Origin of the sequence: Salinimonas lutimaris (genome assembly GCF_005222225.1) — a bacterium.
Lineage (GTDB): Bacteria > Pseudomonadota > Gammaproteobacteria > Enterobacterales > Alteromonadaceae > Alteromonas > Alteromonas lutimaris.
The window spans coordinates 3,585,699-3,601,597 of record NZ_CP036536.1 but is presented as its reverse complement, the minus strand read 5'-3'; the positions used below and the strand labels follow the sequence as shown (position 1 = coordinate 3,601,597).

Sequence of the window (15,899 nt, the reverse complement as noted above, 5' to 3'; positions counted from 1 at the left end):
GATTACCAGCGGCGTAAAATCCGCTGGTAGATTTCTTTGTCCAGCAGGCTCATGCGCAGCACATTATCCACCCCGTCAAGGGCACCAAACGCCTCTTCGCGGCTGGTAAAGGTCTTTGCGTCAATCACAAATACCGAATCTGTACCGGGCTGGGTATCATCCAGCGGATAAGCGGCTGCCAGCATGGTTTCATCCAGAGTAGCCCGGGGCACAGCCTTACTGCTGATATAATCAGCCACCCCATCGCCGTTAATGTCTTTAGTGAGCCAGGCAATGCCCAACAGCTGGTTAAAGGTGCCATCCTTTTGCATATCATCAACCACACTGCCAAACTCCATCGTAATGGCGCGGGCATCGGCCACATCATCCCGTAACCGAAGGTGAAATCCGGCACTAAAAACCGGCGCTGAAGATAAATGCAGCAGCTCTTCGTTTTCCACTTTCAGCAAGCGGTTAAATTCATCAACCAGCAGGCCGCTGGTCAGCAGGTAGTAAGCACGGTTATCTGCCAGCTGTCTAAAGGCATCAAAGGTGGTGGGATTACGTCCCCATTTTACATCTTTAATCAAACGCACCCGGTCGGTGTTAGCAAAGCGGTTTTCAATGGCAATGCGCTTATCCTGCAGGTGCGGCAGTAAGCTGATTTCTTTGACCGATTCGCGTTTACTGACTGCAAACAAGTAAAGAGGCAGATAGGCCCGGGAGTAGACAAAACCGGATTTTTTCTCGTCCAGGTCCAGATAGGCAAAGTCACCGTCAAGCTGTTTACTGAGCAAACCACTGCCCAGAAAGGCAGATCGCATCACTTCCAGCGACACGGTTTTATCCATGCGGCGAAAAGCTTCGGTCACAATGTCGTTGATCCGGGCCGGTTCATCGTCTTCATCCACCAGGGTAGGCAGAGCTGTGGCACCCAGTTTAAGCTGAGCAACAGCGGGCAGGCAAAACAACAGTGCGCAACACAAAACAATAATTCGCAACAAGTTATCCTTCTTTGTTAACTGAATGTATATATCAATCCGATATTCTTCGAGTGTAGCCTTTTTACGGTAAGAAAAGCAAAAAGGCTGCACAGAGCAGCCTTTAAATTTCGGTAAGGTTGGCAAGTTTACTCGCCAAAACTGCCTGCGGCGCCGGGAAATACCACCGGGCTTTCGTAGCCGTCTTTGCTCACACTGGCCACGCCAAAGAAGTAGTTATCAATCACCACATTTTCCAGCGTGGCCTGGCTAACCTTGCCTACAAACTTGCTGAACTGCCACTGCGGTGCATCGGTATAGCGCCAGTAAATCTTATAACCCGCCAGCTGCGGGTTCTGTTTATCATCGGCAGCATTCCAGCGCAAAGTGGTAGAGGGCTCTACCGCGCCTTCAATCCTGACGCCGGCAGGCGGAGCCGGCGCCCAGGCCATGGACGCCAGACTCACCGCATTTAACGCGGTCAGCTTGGCGGCATAGTCAAAATTCACCCCTTCCAGCGTATCGCCATATTGAATGCCTTCTTCGGTGCGTAAATCCTGATGCTGGCGATGATAGTTTTCGTTGGTCTCCATGATGCGGATGCCCGGATAACCTAAATCATTAAACGGCCGGTGATGGCCGCCGCGACCAAACCGGTCGAGCCGGTAAACCACCATGGTATCAAGATTTTCAATGTACTGGTCAGCCAGCTTATCGATATAGCGTGCCAGGTTACGTGAAGGCGAATCGACTTCTCCGCCGGTAAAGCGGCGGGTACGGGCTTCACTGTCTGTTTCTGTGACCCGGGTGCCTTCGGCAAACAGGCGGGCGGTGGTGTTATTAATCACCCCGTTAATGCCTTCGATATTGCCTATCATGTCGTTGTTCAGTACCGCTTTTAATCGCCAGCCTTCCTTTTGGGCTTTGGCAGCCAGAATTTTGCCCCCAAACAGACCTTGCTCTTCACCGGCTAAAGCAGCATATACAATAGAGCCGTTGAATTGGTACTGACTTAACACCCGTGCTGCTTCCAGTGTACCGGCTACGCCGGAGGCATTATCATTGGCTCCGGGCGCATCAGAAGTGGCATCCATGACATCAGATACCCGCGAGTCAATATCGCCAGACATCAGTACATACCGGTCGGGATCCGTACTGCCGCGCTGAATGGCAATCACACTAATCACCTCGGTGGCATCGGGAATACGCTCTTCACCGCTGATGGTGTCACCCACAAACATGACTTCCAGACAGCCGCCGCAATTTTTAGAGATCGCTTCAAACTCCTGCTTTATCCAGCGTCGGGCAGCGCCAATTCCGCGGGTATCGGACTGGGTTTCAGATAACGTGTGGCGAGTACCAAAATTGACCAGACTGGTTATATCCTGCTCAATGCGCTTTGCCGATATATCACCGGCAATATCATACAGTGGGGCTGTGCCGGCGTGGTTGGGCGTATCGGCAATCGCAGAAAAAGACAGGCAGCCAGCCACAAGGGCGGAAGCAACAGCAGAGCGTGTAAACATCAGTATTCCTTATTCTTGTTACCACGCTCTGTTTGGGTTTAGCGTGGTTTATATAAAGGCGTAGGCATCGCCAAATAAACTGGTTTGGGGCAGATTACGGGCAAAAAAATCATCCCGCGCTACCTTGGCCATCTCAAACCGGCCTGCGATGTACACCTGGACTTCGGCCAGATCATCATAATCAGACAGCACAGCCTGATGAACCCAGCCGGTTTTACCTTGCCAGCCTTCTTCGGCAAATTCCACTACCGGATAAAAAGTAAAGTTGGCATGTTTGTCAGCCAGCGCAGACAGGGCTTCATGCAGATACAGGTCATCCAGCTTACGGCCGCCCCAGTAAAGGTTAACCGGTGTGTCCGGATGATCGTGCAGCGCTTGCTGTAAAATAGAATAGGTATAAGAAAAGCCGGTACCACCGGCAATCAGCACCATAGGCTTACCGTCAGACTGCAAAAAAGCTTCGCCGTGGCCACCGCTAATGGCAATTTCACCGTTGTTACGCATGCGATCCAGTACTTCGGTGGCATACGCATTGTTCTCGTCAGCACCGATGTGCAGCTCAATCACCTCGTTGTTATACGCGGCGTTGGCAATAGAAAAAGGACGTTTGTCGTTGTCGCCCATGTGCACCAGAATGTACTGACCAGCGTGAAACTCAACCGGGTGGGTTGGGGTAAGAATAACTTTATAGACCACTTCGGTTAGCGACGTGATGCTGCTAACCTGACATTGAATTTGTGACATGTACTCTCTTCTTTAACAATTACGCTGTAGTTGAATGGGCTAGTCCATGATACCAAGCTCATCCCAGATGTCATCCACGCGCTGTTTGACCGCATCATCCATCACAATGGGGGTACCCCACTCGCGCTCGGTTTCCCCCGGCATTTTGTTGGTGGCATCCATACCCATCTTGGAGCCCAGACCAGATACCGGCGAGGCAAAATCCAGATAATCAATCGGCGTGTTTTCCACCATCACGGTGTCGCGGGCAGGATCCATACGGGTGGTAATGGCCCAGATGACATCATTCCAGTCCCGGGCATTCACATCATCGTCGCATACAATAACAAACTTGGTATACATGAACTGGCGCAAAAATGACCATACGCCCATCATGACCCGCTTAGCATGTCCCGGGTACTGCTTTTTCATCGTGACCACCGCCATGCGATAGGAGCAGCCTTCCGGCGGCAGATAAAAGTCCACAATTTCCGGAAACTGCTTTTGCAGGATAGGAACAAATACCTCGTTTAAGGCAACCCCTAAAATGGCCGGTTCATCAGGCGGACGGCCGGTGTAGGTCGAATGGTAAATAGGATCCCGGCGATGAGTTATATGCGTGACCGTAAATACCGGAAACTCATCCACTTCATTGTAGTAACCGGTGTGGTCGCCATACGGGCCTTCCGGAGCGGTTTCGTTCTGGTCAATATAGCCTTCAAGTACAATCTCAGCGCTGGCCGGCACCTGCAAATCATTGCTGATGGACTTCACCACCTCGGTTTTATCCCCACGTAGTAAACCGGCAAAGGCATATTCAGACAAGGTATCAGGCACCGGGGTAACAGCACCTAAAATGGTGGCCGGGTCGGCGCCTAGCGCCACCGACACCGGGTAGGGCTGACCGGGATGCGTCTGACACCATTCACGAAAATCCAGTGCGCCACCACGGTGTGACAGCCAGCGCATAATCAGTTTATTTTTAGCAATCACCTGCTGCCGGTAAATACCCAGGTTCTGACGTTTTTTGTGTGGCCCGCGGGTAACGGTTAACCCCCAGGTGACCAGCGGCGCGGCATCGCCGGGCCAGCAGCGCTGAATGGGCAGGGTAGACAAATCAACATCCTCACCGCTTAACACCACTTCCTGACATGGGGCCTTGCGCACTTCTTTGGCCGGCATCGCCAGTACTTTTTTCAGCACCGGGAGTTTTTCCCACAAATCTTTTAAGCCTTTTGGCGGCTCGGGCTCTTTCAGATAGGCCAGTAACTTGCCCACTTCTCTCAGCGCCTTTACATCATCCTGCCCCATGCCTTTGGCTACCCGTTCGGGGGTGCCAAACAGGTTAGCCAACACCGGAATATTGCTACCCTTAGGGTTTTCAAACAACAGGGCGGGGCCGCCGGCACGTAAGGTACGATCAGCAATTTCGGTCATTTCCAGATCGGTATCAATTTCCCGGGTGATACGCTTAAGCTCGCCCTGTGCTTCAAGTTTGGCGATAAAATCCCGTAAGTCTTTGTACTTCATAGGTAACAAAAGGCCCTGTTGGCGAAAAAAGTGGCTGGGAGTATACCATTAACCAGCCCGGGCGATGCAGTCTAATCCGTGTCTTCGTAAACTTGTGTCAGGCTTTTTAGTTTTCGCTGGACAGCGGTGCATAAAGGGTGTCATATAAGCATTTGTGACAAAAATATAATCTGGTCATAACCGGGCCGATGTAACCCCAATCACTGGAGGCGCCGATGAGCACGTTTGATAAATATATGACAGAAGAGTTAAACCTGTTGCTGATGTTTCCGCGAAGCAGCCTGATGCAGGGACTGAAGATTCACCGTGATGCCGGAGAAACCCAAATTAATGCTGCCCAGAGGCTATATTCCAAAGGCATGATAACCCAGCCAGACGGCGGCTATCTGACCGACCTGGGTATAGATGTGGCTGAACATGCCTACAAAGTTCACGGAGCGCTGTTATCCAGGCTTAATTAATAACAAACATAACCGGTGCCCACAGGCAAAACCGGCCATTTGTCACTATAGTTTTATTCTGTCAGGCCGATAGCATGGTTATCAGCAATGCTTATCGGTAAAACGCGACCGGGTAACACACTATGAAAAAGCTTCTTTTATTGACCGGGCTGGTGCTGGCCAGTATGCAGGTGCATGCCCAGTCATCTCAGCTCAAGGCTGTTGAGCTCTATACACAGAATGAGCTGATTGCCCTTATCAATAGTAATACTCACCTGACCCGGGTGGTGACGGACCGCTGTCAGCTGGTGCAGGATATCGAAGCGCATGCAGAAGTGTTAAAAGAGCCTGCTTTTCAGTTTTTGTGGGGCGATATGCTGGCCTGGGGCGTGTGTGTAGAAAAAGCCCCCGAGCGCGGTATCCGGCTAATGTCGGATGCGGCGCAGCAGGGCCTGCCGGCAGCCCTGGAACAACTGGGCCGGTATTATCGAAAAGGCACCCTGGTGCAAACCGATTACAAGCGGGCCGTTATTTACCTGCGCGAAGCGGCGGCCCTGGGTAACCTCAATGCCCAGTTACAGCTGGCCGGCCTGTTTGTAGACGGGCACGGCAGCCCGTATGACTACGAAGATGCCTATCGCTGGTTGTTTAACGCCATTACCGATGACAACCAAACCCATACTCGCATTGCCGGTTTGTTAGAACAGCTTGAACAGCGCATGCATCCTAAGGCAGTGCGCGCCGCCAGAGCTATGGGCAGTTATTAATCTGTTCGGTTAGTCTACGCTCATGTGCCACCGCCCCTGGGCGCAGGCAGTTTCTCAAACAATTGCAGTTAAAGTGTAGTCGTGACTGTATTTTTTCTGTACACTGCAAGCAGAATTGCTAGAAAATAAACCCTTGTCACACACCTCGCACATTATATCTGCCTGATTCTCATCACCGACGGGTACCGCCCGAAGCCGGAAGATTATACGTTAGATACTGATTCGCCGTGGGTAATGTCATCAGACAATACCGCACATTAATCTGAGCGATGACGGACAACATGTTTAATTTATTTGTCATAACAGTGATACCAAACCGGTGAATAATTTCCCGGTCATCAGATAAAATCAAATACTATTCGATGAGTATTCGTTGTAGTTTGAATGTGAATGGCAATAGTGTGTTATTGATAACGCATCATTTATCGGGCTGGCCTGTTATACTGCAAGCCAGGCAGCCATTTGAACCAAATTGGCGTGTGTGGGTTATTAATCGCAAAGCGATGCAACAGGCTTAATGAACAAGCTAACTAATTATATATTCCCGGAGCAGACACAACTTTTGTAGCCGGGACTGAAATACAAAAGGTAACAAAGACATACATGAGTGACGATCCCCATTACCAGCGCGAAAAGGAAAAGTACGACAAACCTGTCGCCAGCCGTGAATATTTACTGTCGGTGATGCAAGAACATGGCAAGCCCATGTCTTTCATCGAAATTTGTGCTGCGGTAGAAGCCGAAGACGAAGATAACCGAATTGGTATTCAGCGGCGCCTGCGCGCTATGGAGCGGGAAGGCCAGGTTCAGTTTACAAAACAGAAACGCTACGCTATCCAAAATCGTGAAGAGTTGATTCGCGGCCGCATTATCGGCCATCGCGATGGTTTTGGCTTTTTAAGACCAGAAGATAACTCCGGCGACTTATATATCAGTGGCGGGCAGATGCGCCTGTTTTTACACGACGACGTGGTGGATGCCCGGGTCACCGGCACCGACCGTAAAGGCCGTCGCGAAGCCTATATTGTTAATGTGGTAGAGCCGCGCAGTGAGCCGATTGTCGGACGCTACTTCACCGAAGACGGTGTTGGGGTAGTGATTCCTGATGACAGCCGCCTTAACCACGAAATTGTGATTCCGCCAGAACAGACCAATGGCGCCCGCATGGGCCAGGTGGTGGTGGTTGAACTGACCCAGCGTCCTCGCCGCCGGGTAAATCCGGTTGGCCAGATTAAAGAAATTCTGGGTGAGCATATGGCGCCGGGCATGGAAATTGAAATGGCCCTGCGCTCGTTTGATATTCCGCATCAGTGGCCGCAGGGCGTTGATCGCGCCATCAATCTGTTAAGTGATGAAGTGCCCGAAGACGCCAAACAGGGCCGTATTGATTTACGTCAGTTGCCGCTGGTTACCATTGATGGTGAAGATGCCCGCGACTTTGACGACGCCGTATTCTGTGAGCCGCTGGATGACGGCGGCTGGCAGCTGTGGGTAGCGATTGCTGATGTGAGCCATTATGTGCGCCCGGGTACTGCGCTGGACAGCGAGGCCATTGAACGGGGCAATTCGGTATACTTTCCGGAGCAGGTTATTCCCATGCTGCCCGAAAAGTTATCAAACGGCCTGTGTTCACTGAACCCGGAAGTTGATCGCCTGTGTATGGTGTGTGAAATGACCATTTCCGCACAGGGCAAGCTGGATACATTTCAGTTCTACGAAGCAGTGATGAACTCCCATGCCCGCTTTACCTATAATAAGGTATGGCAAATTTTGCAGGGCGACAAAGATCTGCACGAGCGTTACAGCAACCATGTCAGTCATCTGCGTAATCTGCACGACTTGTACCGCGCCCTGAAAAAATCCCGTCAGGGACGTGGCGCGATTGAGTTTGAAACGCAGGAAAGCAAGTTTGTGTTTAATGCGCAGCGCAAGATTGAAGATATTGTGCCGCTGGTACGTAACGACGCCCACAAGATGATCGAAGAATGTATGATCATGGCCAATGTGTGCGCCGCCCAGATGCTGGAAAAACATGAAGCCCCGGCGCTGTTCCGGGTGCACGATAAGCCGGATGCCGATCGTCTGACGACCTTTACTTCCTATCTGTCAGAAATCGGGGTGCCGCACAGCATTACCGAAGATGCCACCCCGGCAGACTTTACTGCAGTGGTCAATAAAACCCAGAACCGGCCTGATCAGGAGCTGATTCAGACTATGTTACTGCGCTCTATGAAGCAGGCGGTTTACGATGGTGAGAATATTGGTCACTTTGGTCTGGCTCTGGCTCAGTACGCCCACTTTACCTCGCCCATCCGTCGTTATCCGGATCTTGTGGTGCACCGGGCTATTAAAGGGGTGCTGGCTAAGCAGCCGTTTAAACATAAAGTGGCCGGGGCAAAAAATTACACCGTAGAAGAAATTGAACAGCTGGGTGAACAATGTTCAATGACTGAACGGCGCGCCGATGATGCCACCCGCGATGTGGCAGACTGGCTGAAGTGCGAGTTTATGCAGGACCATGTTGGCTCCAGCTTTGAAGGTGTGGTCGCATCGGTAACCAACTTCGGGTTGTTTATCCGTCTGACGGATTATCATATTGACGGACTGGTTCATATTACCTCGCTGGCCGATGATTTTTATCGCTATGACGATGTTAAGCAGACCCTGATTGGTGAATCAGGTGCACGTCAGTTCCGTTTGGGCGATACCCTGACCGTGAAGGTAGCGGCGGTGAATCTGGATGAGCGCAAGATTGATCTGGTACTTGATGGCACCTTTGCCAAAGGTCCGAAAGGGAAAAAGGTAAAAGTACGCAGCGCAGGTAAAAAAGAAGAGCCGGCCCGGAAGCGCAGCTCATCCAATCCGTCAAAAGGACGCGGCAAATCAGAAAAACCTCAGTCTCGAAAAGGTAAAAAGAAATAAATGGCGCAGCAAGAATGGTTATATGGCCTGCATGCCATGCAGGCGGTTCTGGAAAAAGAGCCGGAGCGTGTGCTGGAAGTAATGGTACTAAAAGGCCGTAATGACGATCGCCTGAATGACGTGGTCAATCAGGCCCGTCGTTTTGGAATCAGTGTTCAGTTTTGCAGCCGCAAGGCGCTGGATGACAAAGTGGACGGTGAGCAGCATCAGGGTGTAGTGGGCCGGGCCAAACCCGCCAGAACACTCGATGAGTCAGATCTGGCCGCGCTGGTGGAACAGCAGTCTCAGCCATTTTTGCTGGTGCTGGATGGTGTGACCGACCCGCACAATATTGGTGCCTGTCTGCGAACCGCTGATGCCGCTGGCGTGGATGCGGTCATTGTTCCAAAAGACAAATCAGGCGGGCTGACCGGTACTGCCCGCAAAGTGGCCTGTGGTGCGGCCGAAACCGTGCCGTTTATACAGGTCACCAATCTGGCCCGTACCTTAAAGTCGTTGCAGGACCAGGGCGTATGGATTATTGGTACAGCCGGCGAAGCCCCGCAGATGTTGTACGAGGCTAAATTGTCCGGTCCCATGGCACTGGTGATGGGCGCCGAAGGCAAGGGCATGCGCCGGTTAACCCGCGAAACCTGTGACGAACTGGTCAAACTGCCTATGGCCGGGTCAGTTAGCAGTCTGAATGTGTCGGTGGCCACCGGTGTGTGCCTTTATGAGATAGTCAGACAACGTAGCCAGTAATCACTTCTGCAGGATATTCTTTTCGGAAAGATCCTTATCAAATCCCTGTCTATACCCCGCCGCAGCATGTCGCTGCTGCGGGGTATTGTTTTATTTACACCCTGTTAACTTTTGTGTTTTCTTTCTCCGGTTTCATTTTGATACAAAATCGGATAGGTTAAAAATGCATGTCGAAATTTGTAACTATCTGATACCCAATAATAATTATTAATTAGTGAATTTCATCTAATACTTTTGGGTATATAAGTTAATAATCGGGGTCAGAGTAAAATACGTTTTCATACGTTTATTTCGGTAGGCTGGAAATGAGCAAAAAACAAGCTCACAAGGAAACTGCACATTGCACTGTATAAAGTATCTCTGAAAGAAAGCCGGACGCTTTCTTGTTCTGATAATGAAAAATATACGGGCATGATGCAGCACAATAATAACCCTTTGGTAAACGCTACGATGAAGAGCGCAGGGAGCTAAAAAACAACAAGACAGGAAACAACAAATGTTGAAAAAACAACATGCATTTTGCAAACAAGCTGCAGTACTGGCATCAATGACATTACTAAGTGCGTCAGTCACCGCAGCAATGAATGGCCCGGTAGAGGTCACCAAGCAAGAACAGGGAACCGCAACAAACGCAGCCGGACAGCTGCAGAATGTACTGACCGATCGTCTGGTTCTGGCCGACGACGAGCAGCGTTACATTGTTACTTTCAAAGAAACCGGACAGTCTGTACTGGCCAGAAGCCGCACCAAGAAAAAGAGCTTACCGGGAACACCCGTAGCGGATGCGCCGTTTGATGCCATGGCGGCCAAAAATATTGTTACACAGGCTGGTGCTAAACCACATAAGGTGCTGAGCAAGCAAAAAATGGTGGCTGCTTCCATGAGCAAAGCCGCGCTTAATCGCCTGCGCAATAATCCGAATGTGGAAAGTGTGACCGAAGATCCCAAGCGTCGTCTGATGGCGCAGACCTCGCCATACGGTATTTCCATGGTTCAGGCGAATCAGTTTGCGCAAAGCGACACTGCCGCCCGCAAGGTATGTATTATTGATACCGGCTTTAATCTGGGTCACCCAGACCTGCCTGACAGCAACAATGGTGTAACCGGTCAGGGCAATAACAGTGCTGTGGGTAACTGGTATAACGATGGCAACGGCCATGGTACACACGTTGCCGGTACGATTGCTGCCTACGACAATACCCAGGGGGTAGTGGGTGTTTACCCGGGCGTAAACATGCATATCGTAAAAATCTTCAACGACAACGGTGACTGGACGTACGCATCTGACATTATCTCTGCCATTACCCAGTGTCAGAATGCCGGTTCCGATGTGGTCAATATGAGTCTGGGTGGCGGCGGTTCGTCTACCGCTGAGCGTAATGCCATGCAGGGCTTTGTGGATGACGGCGTTTTACTGGTAGCGGCGGCAGGTAACGATGGCAACAGCACCAAGTCGTATCCGGCGTCCTATGATGCGGTCATGTCAGTGGCGGCAGTCGATTCTAATGAAAATCACGCCAGCTACTCGCAGTACAATAATGCCGTGGAAATTGCCGCGCCGGGCTCATCGGTATATTCCACCTACCCAACCAATACCTATGCCACTTTAAGCGGTACATCCATGGCGACGCCACATGTTGCCGGGGCTGCTGCACTGGTGTGGAGCTATCATGACCAGTGTACCAACGAAGAAATTCGTGGTGCGCTTAACGCGACTGCCAAGGATCGTGGCGCAGCCGGTCGGGATAACTACTATGGTAACGGGATTATTAAGGTGGCCAATGCCATCAGCTATCTGAACAACAATGGTTGTGCCGGTGGCAGTACACCGCCTGATGGTGGTGACGGCGGTACGGGTGGCGTTGAGCCGGTGTCTGGTGAGCTGGCGAATCTGTCTGGTTCACAGGGCAGCTGGAAACGCTACACCTGGGATATTCCGGCCGGTGTCAGCAGCATGACTATTCGCACTGCCGGTGGCTCGGGCGATGCCGATCTGTATGTTCGCTTTGGCTCACAGCCGTCTACCAGCAGCTATGACTGTCGTCCGTATGAATCAGGTAATGGTGAGGTATGTACTTTTACCAACCCTAACGAAGGCACCTGGCATATCGGCATTAATGGTTACTCTGCCTATTCAGGCGTGACTTTAAGCTATAGCTACCAGTAAGACTGATGTTCTCAAAGGCTGCCACGGATAGGCGGCCTTTTTTAATTCTGCCCGTCTGTGTTTGTCTGATGTCAGGTTTTGTCAGGATTGCAAAGATTCTGTAAAGCCCAGAACCAAGCCCTTTTTTCGATGACTTACCTTGTGAGCGCGTCCAGTAAACGCGAACAACCAAAATAACTTCACTCGATTTAAAAGGACTCTTCAAAAATGCGTACACGCTACTTATCCCGCCTGGCAGGCGGATTCATGCTGTTATTGCTTGCCGTGGGGCTGGCCGGTTGCGGTGGCTCAGACAGCAGCAGCTCTGACTACAGTTATGCTTATCTGCAGTTTTACAATGCCTCACCCAACGGAGCTACCGTTTATATGCGCGAGGTGGACGGTGACAGCTTTGGCTCCGCCCAGTTTGGCGATGCAACTGCACTGGTATCGTCAGATGACGGCGATATTGACCTTGAGTTTGTCCGCATTGATGCAGACGACCAGGAAGTGGTGCTGGATACCATGACCGTGAATCTGAGCACCGGCTACAAAACTCTGATTGTTCTGAGCGGCGACTTTTCCAACCCGGAATTTACCGAATACAAGCTGGAGCGGGAAACCCTCGATGAGCACTTTCGGCTCTTCTTTAACAACCTGCGAGTGGATGGCATCAGCTATGATGTTTACATGGCCGAGGATGGCGACCCGTTTGAAGCCGCTAACTTTCTGGGCACGGTAGGTTACCTGGAGCAAGTTGAAATGACGTACTGGGACCCGGATGAGGACAGTGACGATTTTGATACCGACGAATATACCCTGTATCTGACACTGCCGGGCCAGAATGAAGTTGTATTTGAATCCCAGACTCTGGATTTCAGCTATGAAACCGAATACCTGATGATGATACGCGATGTCAGTGGGGCCATTGTAGATGGTTTGTCAGTCGATGCGGTACTGAACTCTACCTATGTGACTAACATTACTGATGTGGATGCCAGCTCCCAGTATCGCATCTACAATAGCACCAATCTCGCTGATGACATTACCGTGACCTTTGGCGGTAATACCAGTGAAGAAGATAAAACATTCACGCTGAGTGCCAGTGAACTGTCGGACTTTACCAGCATTGACTATGGCGACTATCGCATTAGTGTCAGCAGCCCGCAGGCGGGTATCTCCGGTCTGACCAACAAGCTGATTACGCTTAATCAGGGGCAGAGTAAAGCCATTATGATTTATAACAATAATGGTACGCTGGGCGCTGCCACGTTTGAGGAAAGCGGTCTGCCGCAGTCTTATGATAAAACCGTGAACTTCATCAATCTGATCAGCGACTTTGATAATATTGATTTTTATCTGGTTCGCAGTGATGAAACTATTGATACCGCTCCGTACTACACGCTGAATCTGGAATTTGGTGAAAATGAGACTCTGATGCTGCCGGAGGATTATTATGAAGTCATTGCGGTTTACGAAGATGATAACGATGAACAGGTGCTGCTGGACCGTACCGCGCTGACCGGATTTACCGAAGATGCCAATTACATGGTCACGGTAGAACCGGCTGACACCGCCACCGGTTACGAAATCGTGATATTAAAATAGTCTGCAAGGTCATACCTCACCTGTTGTTAGTGGGCTAAGTCACTAACAACAGGTTATTTTCTTTTCCCTCTATTGCCTTATGCCTGTTCTGCGGCGTAGCATGTGAGCAGATAAAACACGGTGTTAAAAACAACTTTATTTTTGTTTTTAGGTGTTATTTCCTATAGTTACTTAACCAGACAAACCAGCCGATAGCACAGCAGTGTTACGGGTGATGCACAGAGGCACCATGCAGATCCTCAGGGAATTAAGCGCAGTATCATCAGACCCGCTATTACCGTTTGAACAAAAGATAACCCGGCTACTGCAAATTGGCTGTGAAGCTTATCAAATGGAAGTAGGCGCGGTGGGTGGGGTGAGTGACGCCACGTACGAAGTGGAGGTCGCCCACAGCGAAGATGCGCGGGTTTATGCCGGCTTATCCATGCCATTATCTGATGCGCTGTGCATGGAAACCTACGCCGGGGAAGAGGTGATTGCCTATCCTGCGGTATCATCTGATGGCGTATCCAGTGCCTGCGTCATGCCGCCCAAATTTGCGGATATGGGCTGTGAGCGTTATATCGGTATTCCTTTATATGTAGATGGGCGCAAATATGGCACCGTCTGTTTTTTCTCTGCCCGCGCCGGCAATGCCCCGTTTGATAGCGATGCTCATAATATCATGATACTCATGGCCGAGTGGATCAGCGCGGAGTTTAACCGCCGTCAGTTTATGGACGGCCTGAAACTGCAACAGCAGCAACTGGCCCATCAAAGCCAGCTGTTTGACCAGATGGCAACGCTGGCCGGGGTTGGCTCCTGGGAATACGATATTCAGACGGACCAGACTTACTGGTCTGAGCCACTGCGTCAAATGTACGAGTTACCTGATAATTATGAGGTGAGTACCGAACAAGCCTGGGCCTTTATTGCCGACCCGCAGCAAAAAGCGCTGATCAGGGAACGCTTTGATGCCATGCTTAACCGGGAAGGTGAGGGCATTCGAGAAGAAATAGAAGTATTGTCTTTTACCGGCCGGCCATTCTGGATTGAAGCCCAGTGTAAGGTCATGTTTAAAAATGGCCAGCCGTTTAAGGTGATTGGGGCCAGCCAGGATGTGACCAGCCGGGTACTGGCGTCACGCGAACTGAAAAAGAAAAAGCAGGAAGCCGAAAAAGCCTTGCAGTCGCGCAGTCTGTTTCTGGCCAATATGAGTCATGAAATTCGTACTCCTATTAATGGCGTTATTGGCATGCTGGCAGCGCTGGGTAAAACTACGCTGACTGACAAGCAAGCTGAATTTCGTGATATTGCCGCCCACAGTGCCGACAACTTACTGAACCTGATTAACGATATTCTGGATTTTTCCAAAATCGATTCCGGGCAGATGCAGCTTGAGATGCTGCCGGTCAATATCAGTACATTGATTCGTGAACAGCAAAAAGTATTCGCCTATCTGGCGGTGGAAAAAAACATCGAACTGCTGACCGACATCAGCGAAACCGATAACAAAACCTTTTACGCTGATCCGGTACGCCTGCGCCAGATACTGACCAACCTGACTAACAACGCCCTTAAATTTACCCGCGAAGGCTACGTGAAGGTGCGCACCCGACTGCTGGAGCGCGGTGGTGGCTCTTATTTGCTCCAGCTGACGGTGGAAGACACCGGAATGGGCATTGAACCGGAGCATCAGGCCGCTATATTTTCTCCTTTCCAGCAGGGCGACAGTGCTACCACCCGTCAGTTTGGCGGTACCGGGCTGGGCCTGTCTATTGTGTCGCAAATAGCGGAGCTGATGGAAGGCGGGGTCAAGGTAAAAAGCACCCCGGGCGAGGGCGCCAGTTTTATCGTAACGGTTAAACTGCAACAGGCCGACGCCGAGCACTACAGCGATGCCGAGGAAAGCGAGCCTGCGGTATTGTGGGCCCCCCATCTGGTGCAGAACAAGCGAGTACTGGTGGTAGAAGATAACGAGATAAACCAGATTGTCATCACCGAGCAGCTGCGTGAGCTGGGTATTGAACCTGAGCTGGTTAATAACGGCAGCGAAGCGGTGGAACAGGTGGTGCGCAGTGCCACCTGGGAAAAAGGCTACGATTTGATATTTATGGACTGCCAGATGCCCATCATGGATGGCTACGAGGCCACCGCTGCCATTCGTAAACTAGGTGAAACCGGTGCGCTGATTCCCATTATTGCTCTGACCGCCAATGCGCTTGCCGGTGAACGGGAGAAGTGCGTGCTGGCTGGCATGAACGATTATCTGACCAAACCGGTCAGCATTGAGCAGCTGGGTAAGTGCATCCGGCGGTATTTAATTTAAACAAATTTAGACACAGCCGTTGTTTTTGTTATAATTCCCCGCGTACCCCATATGGGCGCGGCCAAATATGTAGTTGGCCGCATCGCCTAAAAATAATTCAAATTTAGCCTATCGTAACCTAAATTATTCTGTTATTATTTCGCGCCCTTTTTATGGGGGTATGTATATAAATTCATCAATAATTGATGTTTTTAACAGCGTAAACGACTCGGGAGAGTCTTAATCATTA

At 50.7% G+C, this 15,899-nt stretch carries 11 protein-coding genes; 7 read left to right on the top strand and 4 right to left on the bottom strand.

Annotation, left to right across the window (positions count from 1 at the left end; genetic code table 11):
• Window positions 1–2: 2 nt before the first annotated feature.
• The 4 genes from EZV72_RS15915 to ubiD form a co-directional block, all read right to left on the bottom strand.
• On the bottom strand, window positions 3–980 hold the full coding sequence (locus EZV72_RS15915) for a type 2 periplasmic-binding domain-containing protein (protein WP_137168151.1): 978 nt from the start codon (window positions 978–980) through the stop codon (window positions 3–5).
• A 128-nt stretch (window positions 981–1,108) separates the two neighbouring features.
• Window positions 1,109–2,485, bottom strand: coding sequence for a M28 family metallopeptidase (locus EZV72_RS15910; RefSeq protein ID WP_137168150.1), 1,377 nt, complete (start codon window positions 2,483–2,485; stop codon window positions 1,109–1,111).
• Between the two features lie 48 nt (window positions 2,486–2,533).
• Window positions 2,534–3,229 (bottom strand): NAD(P)H-flavin reductase, encoded by a 696-nt coding sequence (gene fre / locus EZV72_RS15905; RefSeq protein WP_137168149.1) that lies wholly within the window; start codon window positions 3,227–3,229, stop codon window positions 2,534–2,536.
• Between the two features lie 39 nt (window positions 3,230–3,268).
• The gene (gene ubiD / locus EZV72_RS15900; protein ID WP_137168148.1) at window positions 3,269–4,738 is read right to left on the bottom strand and encodes a 4-hydroxy-3-polyprenylbenzoate decarboxylase; all 1,470 of its coding nucleotides are present in this window, start codon (window positions 4,736–4,738) and stop codon (window positions 3,269–3,271) included.
• A 215-nt stretch (window positions 4,739–4,953) separates the two neighbouring features.
• Here ubiD and EZV72_RS15895 point away from each other — a divergent pair, with 215 nt between their 5' ends.
• From EZV72_RS15895 to EZV72_RS15865, 7 genes are all read left to right on the top strand, one after another.
• Window positions 4,954–5,199, top strand: coding sequence for a TIGR02647 family protein (locus EZV72_RS15895; protein WP_137168147.1), 246 nt, complete (start codon window positions 4,954–4,956; stop codon window positions 5,197–5,199).
• 164 nt (window positions 5,200–5,363) lie between these two features.
• Window positions 5,364–5,945, top strand: coding sequence for a tetratricopeptide repeat protein (locus EZV72_RS15890; protein ID WP_232364582.1), 582 nt, complete (start codon window positions 5,364–5,366; stop codon window positions 5,943–5,945).
• A gap of 603 nt (window positions 5,946–6,548) precedes the next feature.
• Complete coding sequence (gene rnr / locus EZV72_RS15885; protein ID WP_137168145.1) at window positions 6,549–8,867, top strand: ribonuclease R; 2,319 nt, start codon at window positions 6,549–6,551, stop codon at window positions 8,865–8,867.
• A complete protein-coding gene (gene rlmB / locus EZV72_RS15880; RefSeq protein WP_137168144.1) occupies window positions 8,868–9,608 on the top strand; it encodes a 23S rRNA (guanosine(2251)-2'-O)-methyltransferase RlmB in 741 nt (246 codons plus the stop codon).
• Between the two features lie 496 nt (window positions 9,609–10,104).
• Window positions 10,105–11,775 carry a S8 family serine peptidase gene (locus EZV72_RS15875; protein WP_137168143.1) on the top strand — a complete coding sequence of 557 codons (1,671 nt, stop codon included), beginning with the start codon at window positions 10,105–10,107 and terminating at the stop codon, window positions 11,773–11,775.
• Window positions 11,776–11,982: 207 nt separating this feature from the next.
• Window positions 11,983–13,362 carry a DUF4397 domain-containing protein gene (locus tag EZV72_RS15870; protein ID WP_137168142.1) on the top strand — a complete coding sequence of 460 codons (1,380 nt, stop codon included), beginning with the start codon at window positions 11,983–11,985 and terminating at the stop codon, window positions 13,360–13,362.
• A gap of 229 nt (window positions 13,363–13,591) precedes the next feature.
• Window positions 13,592–15,670 carry a hybrid sensor histidine kinase/response regulator gene (locus tag EZV72_RS15865; RefSeq protein ID WP_175405143.1) on the top strand — a complete coding sequence of 693 codons (2,079 nt, stop codon included), beginning with the start codon at window positions 13,592–13,594 and terminating at the stop codon, window positions 15,668–15,670.
• The last annotated feature ends 229 nt before the right edge of the window (window positions 15,671–15,899 follow it).

Bases quoted from the DNA above. Each gene is read 5' to 3' on its own strand.
- fre (WP_137168149.1), bottom strand. From the start codon at position 3,229: ATGTCACAAATTCAATGTCAGGTTAGCAGCATCACGTCGCTAACCGAA.
- EZV72_RS15875 (WP_137168143.1), top strand. From the start codon at position 10,105: ATGTTGAAAAAACAACATGCATTTTGCAAACAAGCTGCAGTACTGGCA.
- EZV72_RS15870 (WP_137168142.1), top strand. From the start codon at position 11,983: ATGCGTACACGCTACTTATCCCGCCTGGCAGGCGGATTCATGCTGTTA.
- EZV72_RS15910 (WP_137168150.1), bottom strand. From the start codon at position 2,485: ATGTTTACACGCTCTGCTGTTGCTTCCGCCCTTGTGGCTGGCTGCCTG.
- EZV72_RS15890 (WP_232364582.1), top strand. From the start codon at position 5,364: ATGCAGGTGCATGCCCAGTCATCTCAGCTCAAGGCTGTTGAGCTCTAT.
- EZV72_RS15895 (WP_137168147.1), top strand. From the start codon at position 4,954: ATGAGCACGTTTGATAAATATATGACAGAAGAGTTAAACCTGTTGCTG.
- ubiD (WP_137168148.1), bottom strand. From the start codon at position 4,738: ATGAAGTACAAAGACTTACGGGATTTTATCGCCAAACTTGAAGCACAG.
- rnr (WP_137168145.1), top strand. From the start codon at position 6,549: ATGAGTGACGATCCCCATTACCAGCGCGAAAAGGAAAAGTACGACAAA.
- EZV72_RS15865 (WP_175405143.1), top strand. From the start codon at position 13,592: ATGCAGATCCTCAGGGAATTAAGCGCAGTATCATCAGACCCGCTATTA.
- rlmB (WP_137168144.1), top strand. From the start codon at position 8,868: ATGGCGCAGCAAGAATGGTTATATGGCCTGCATGCCATGCAGGCGGTT.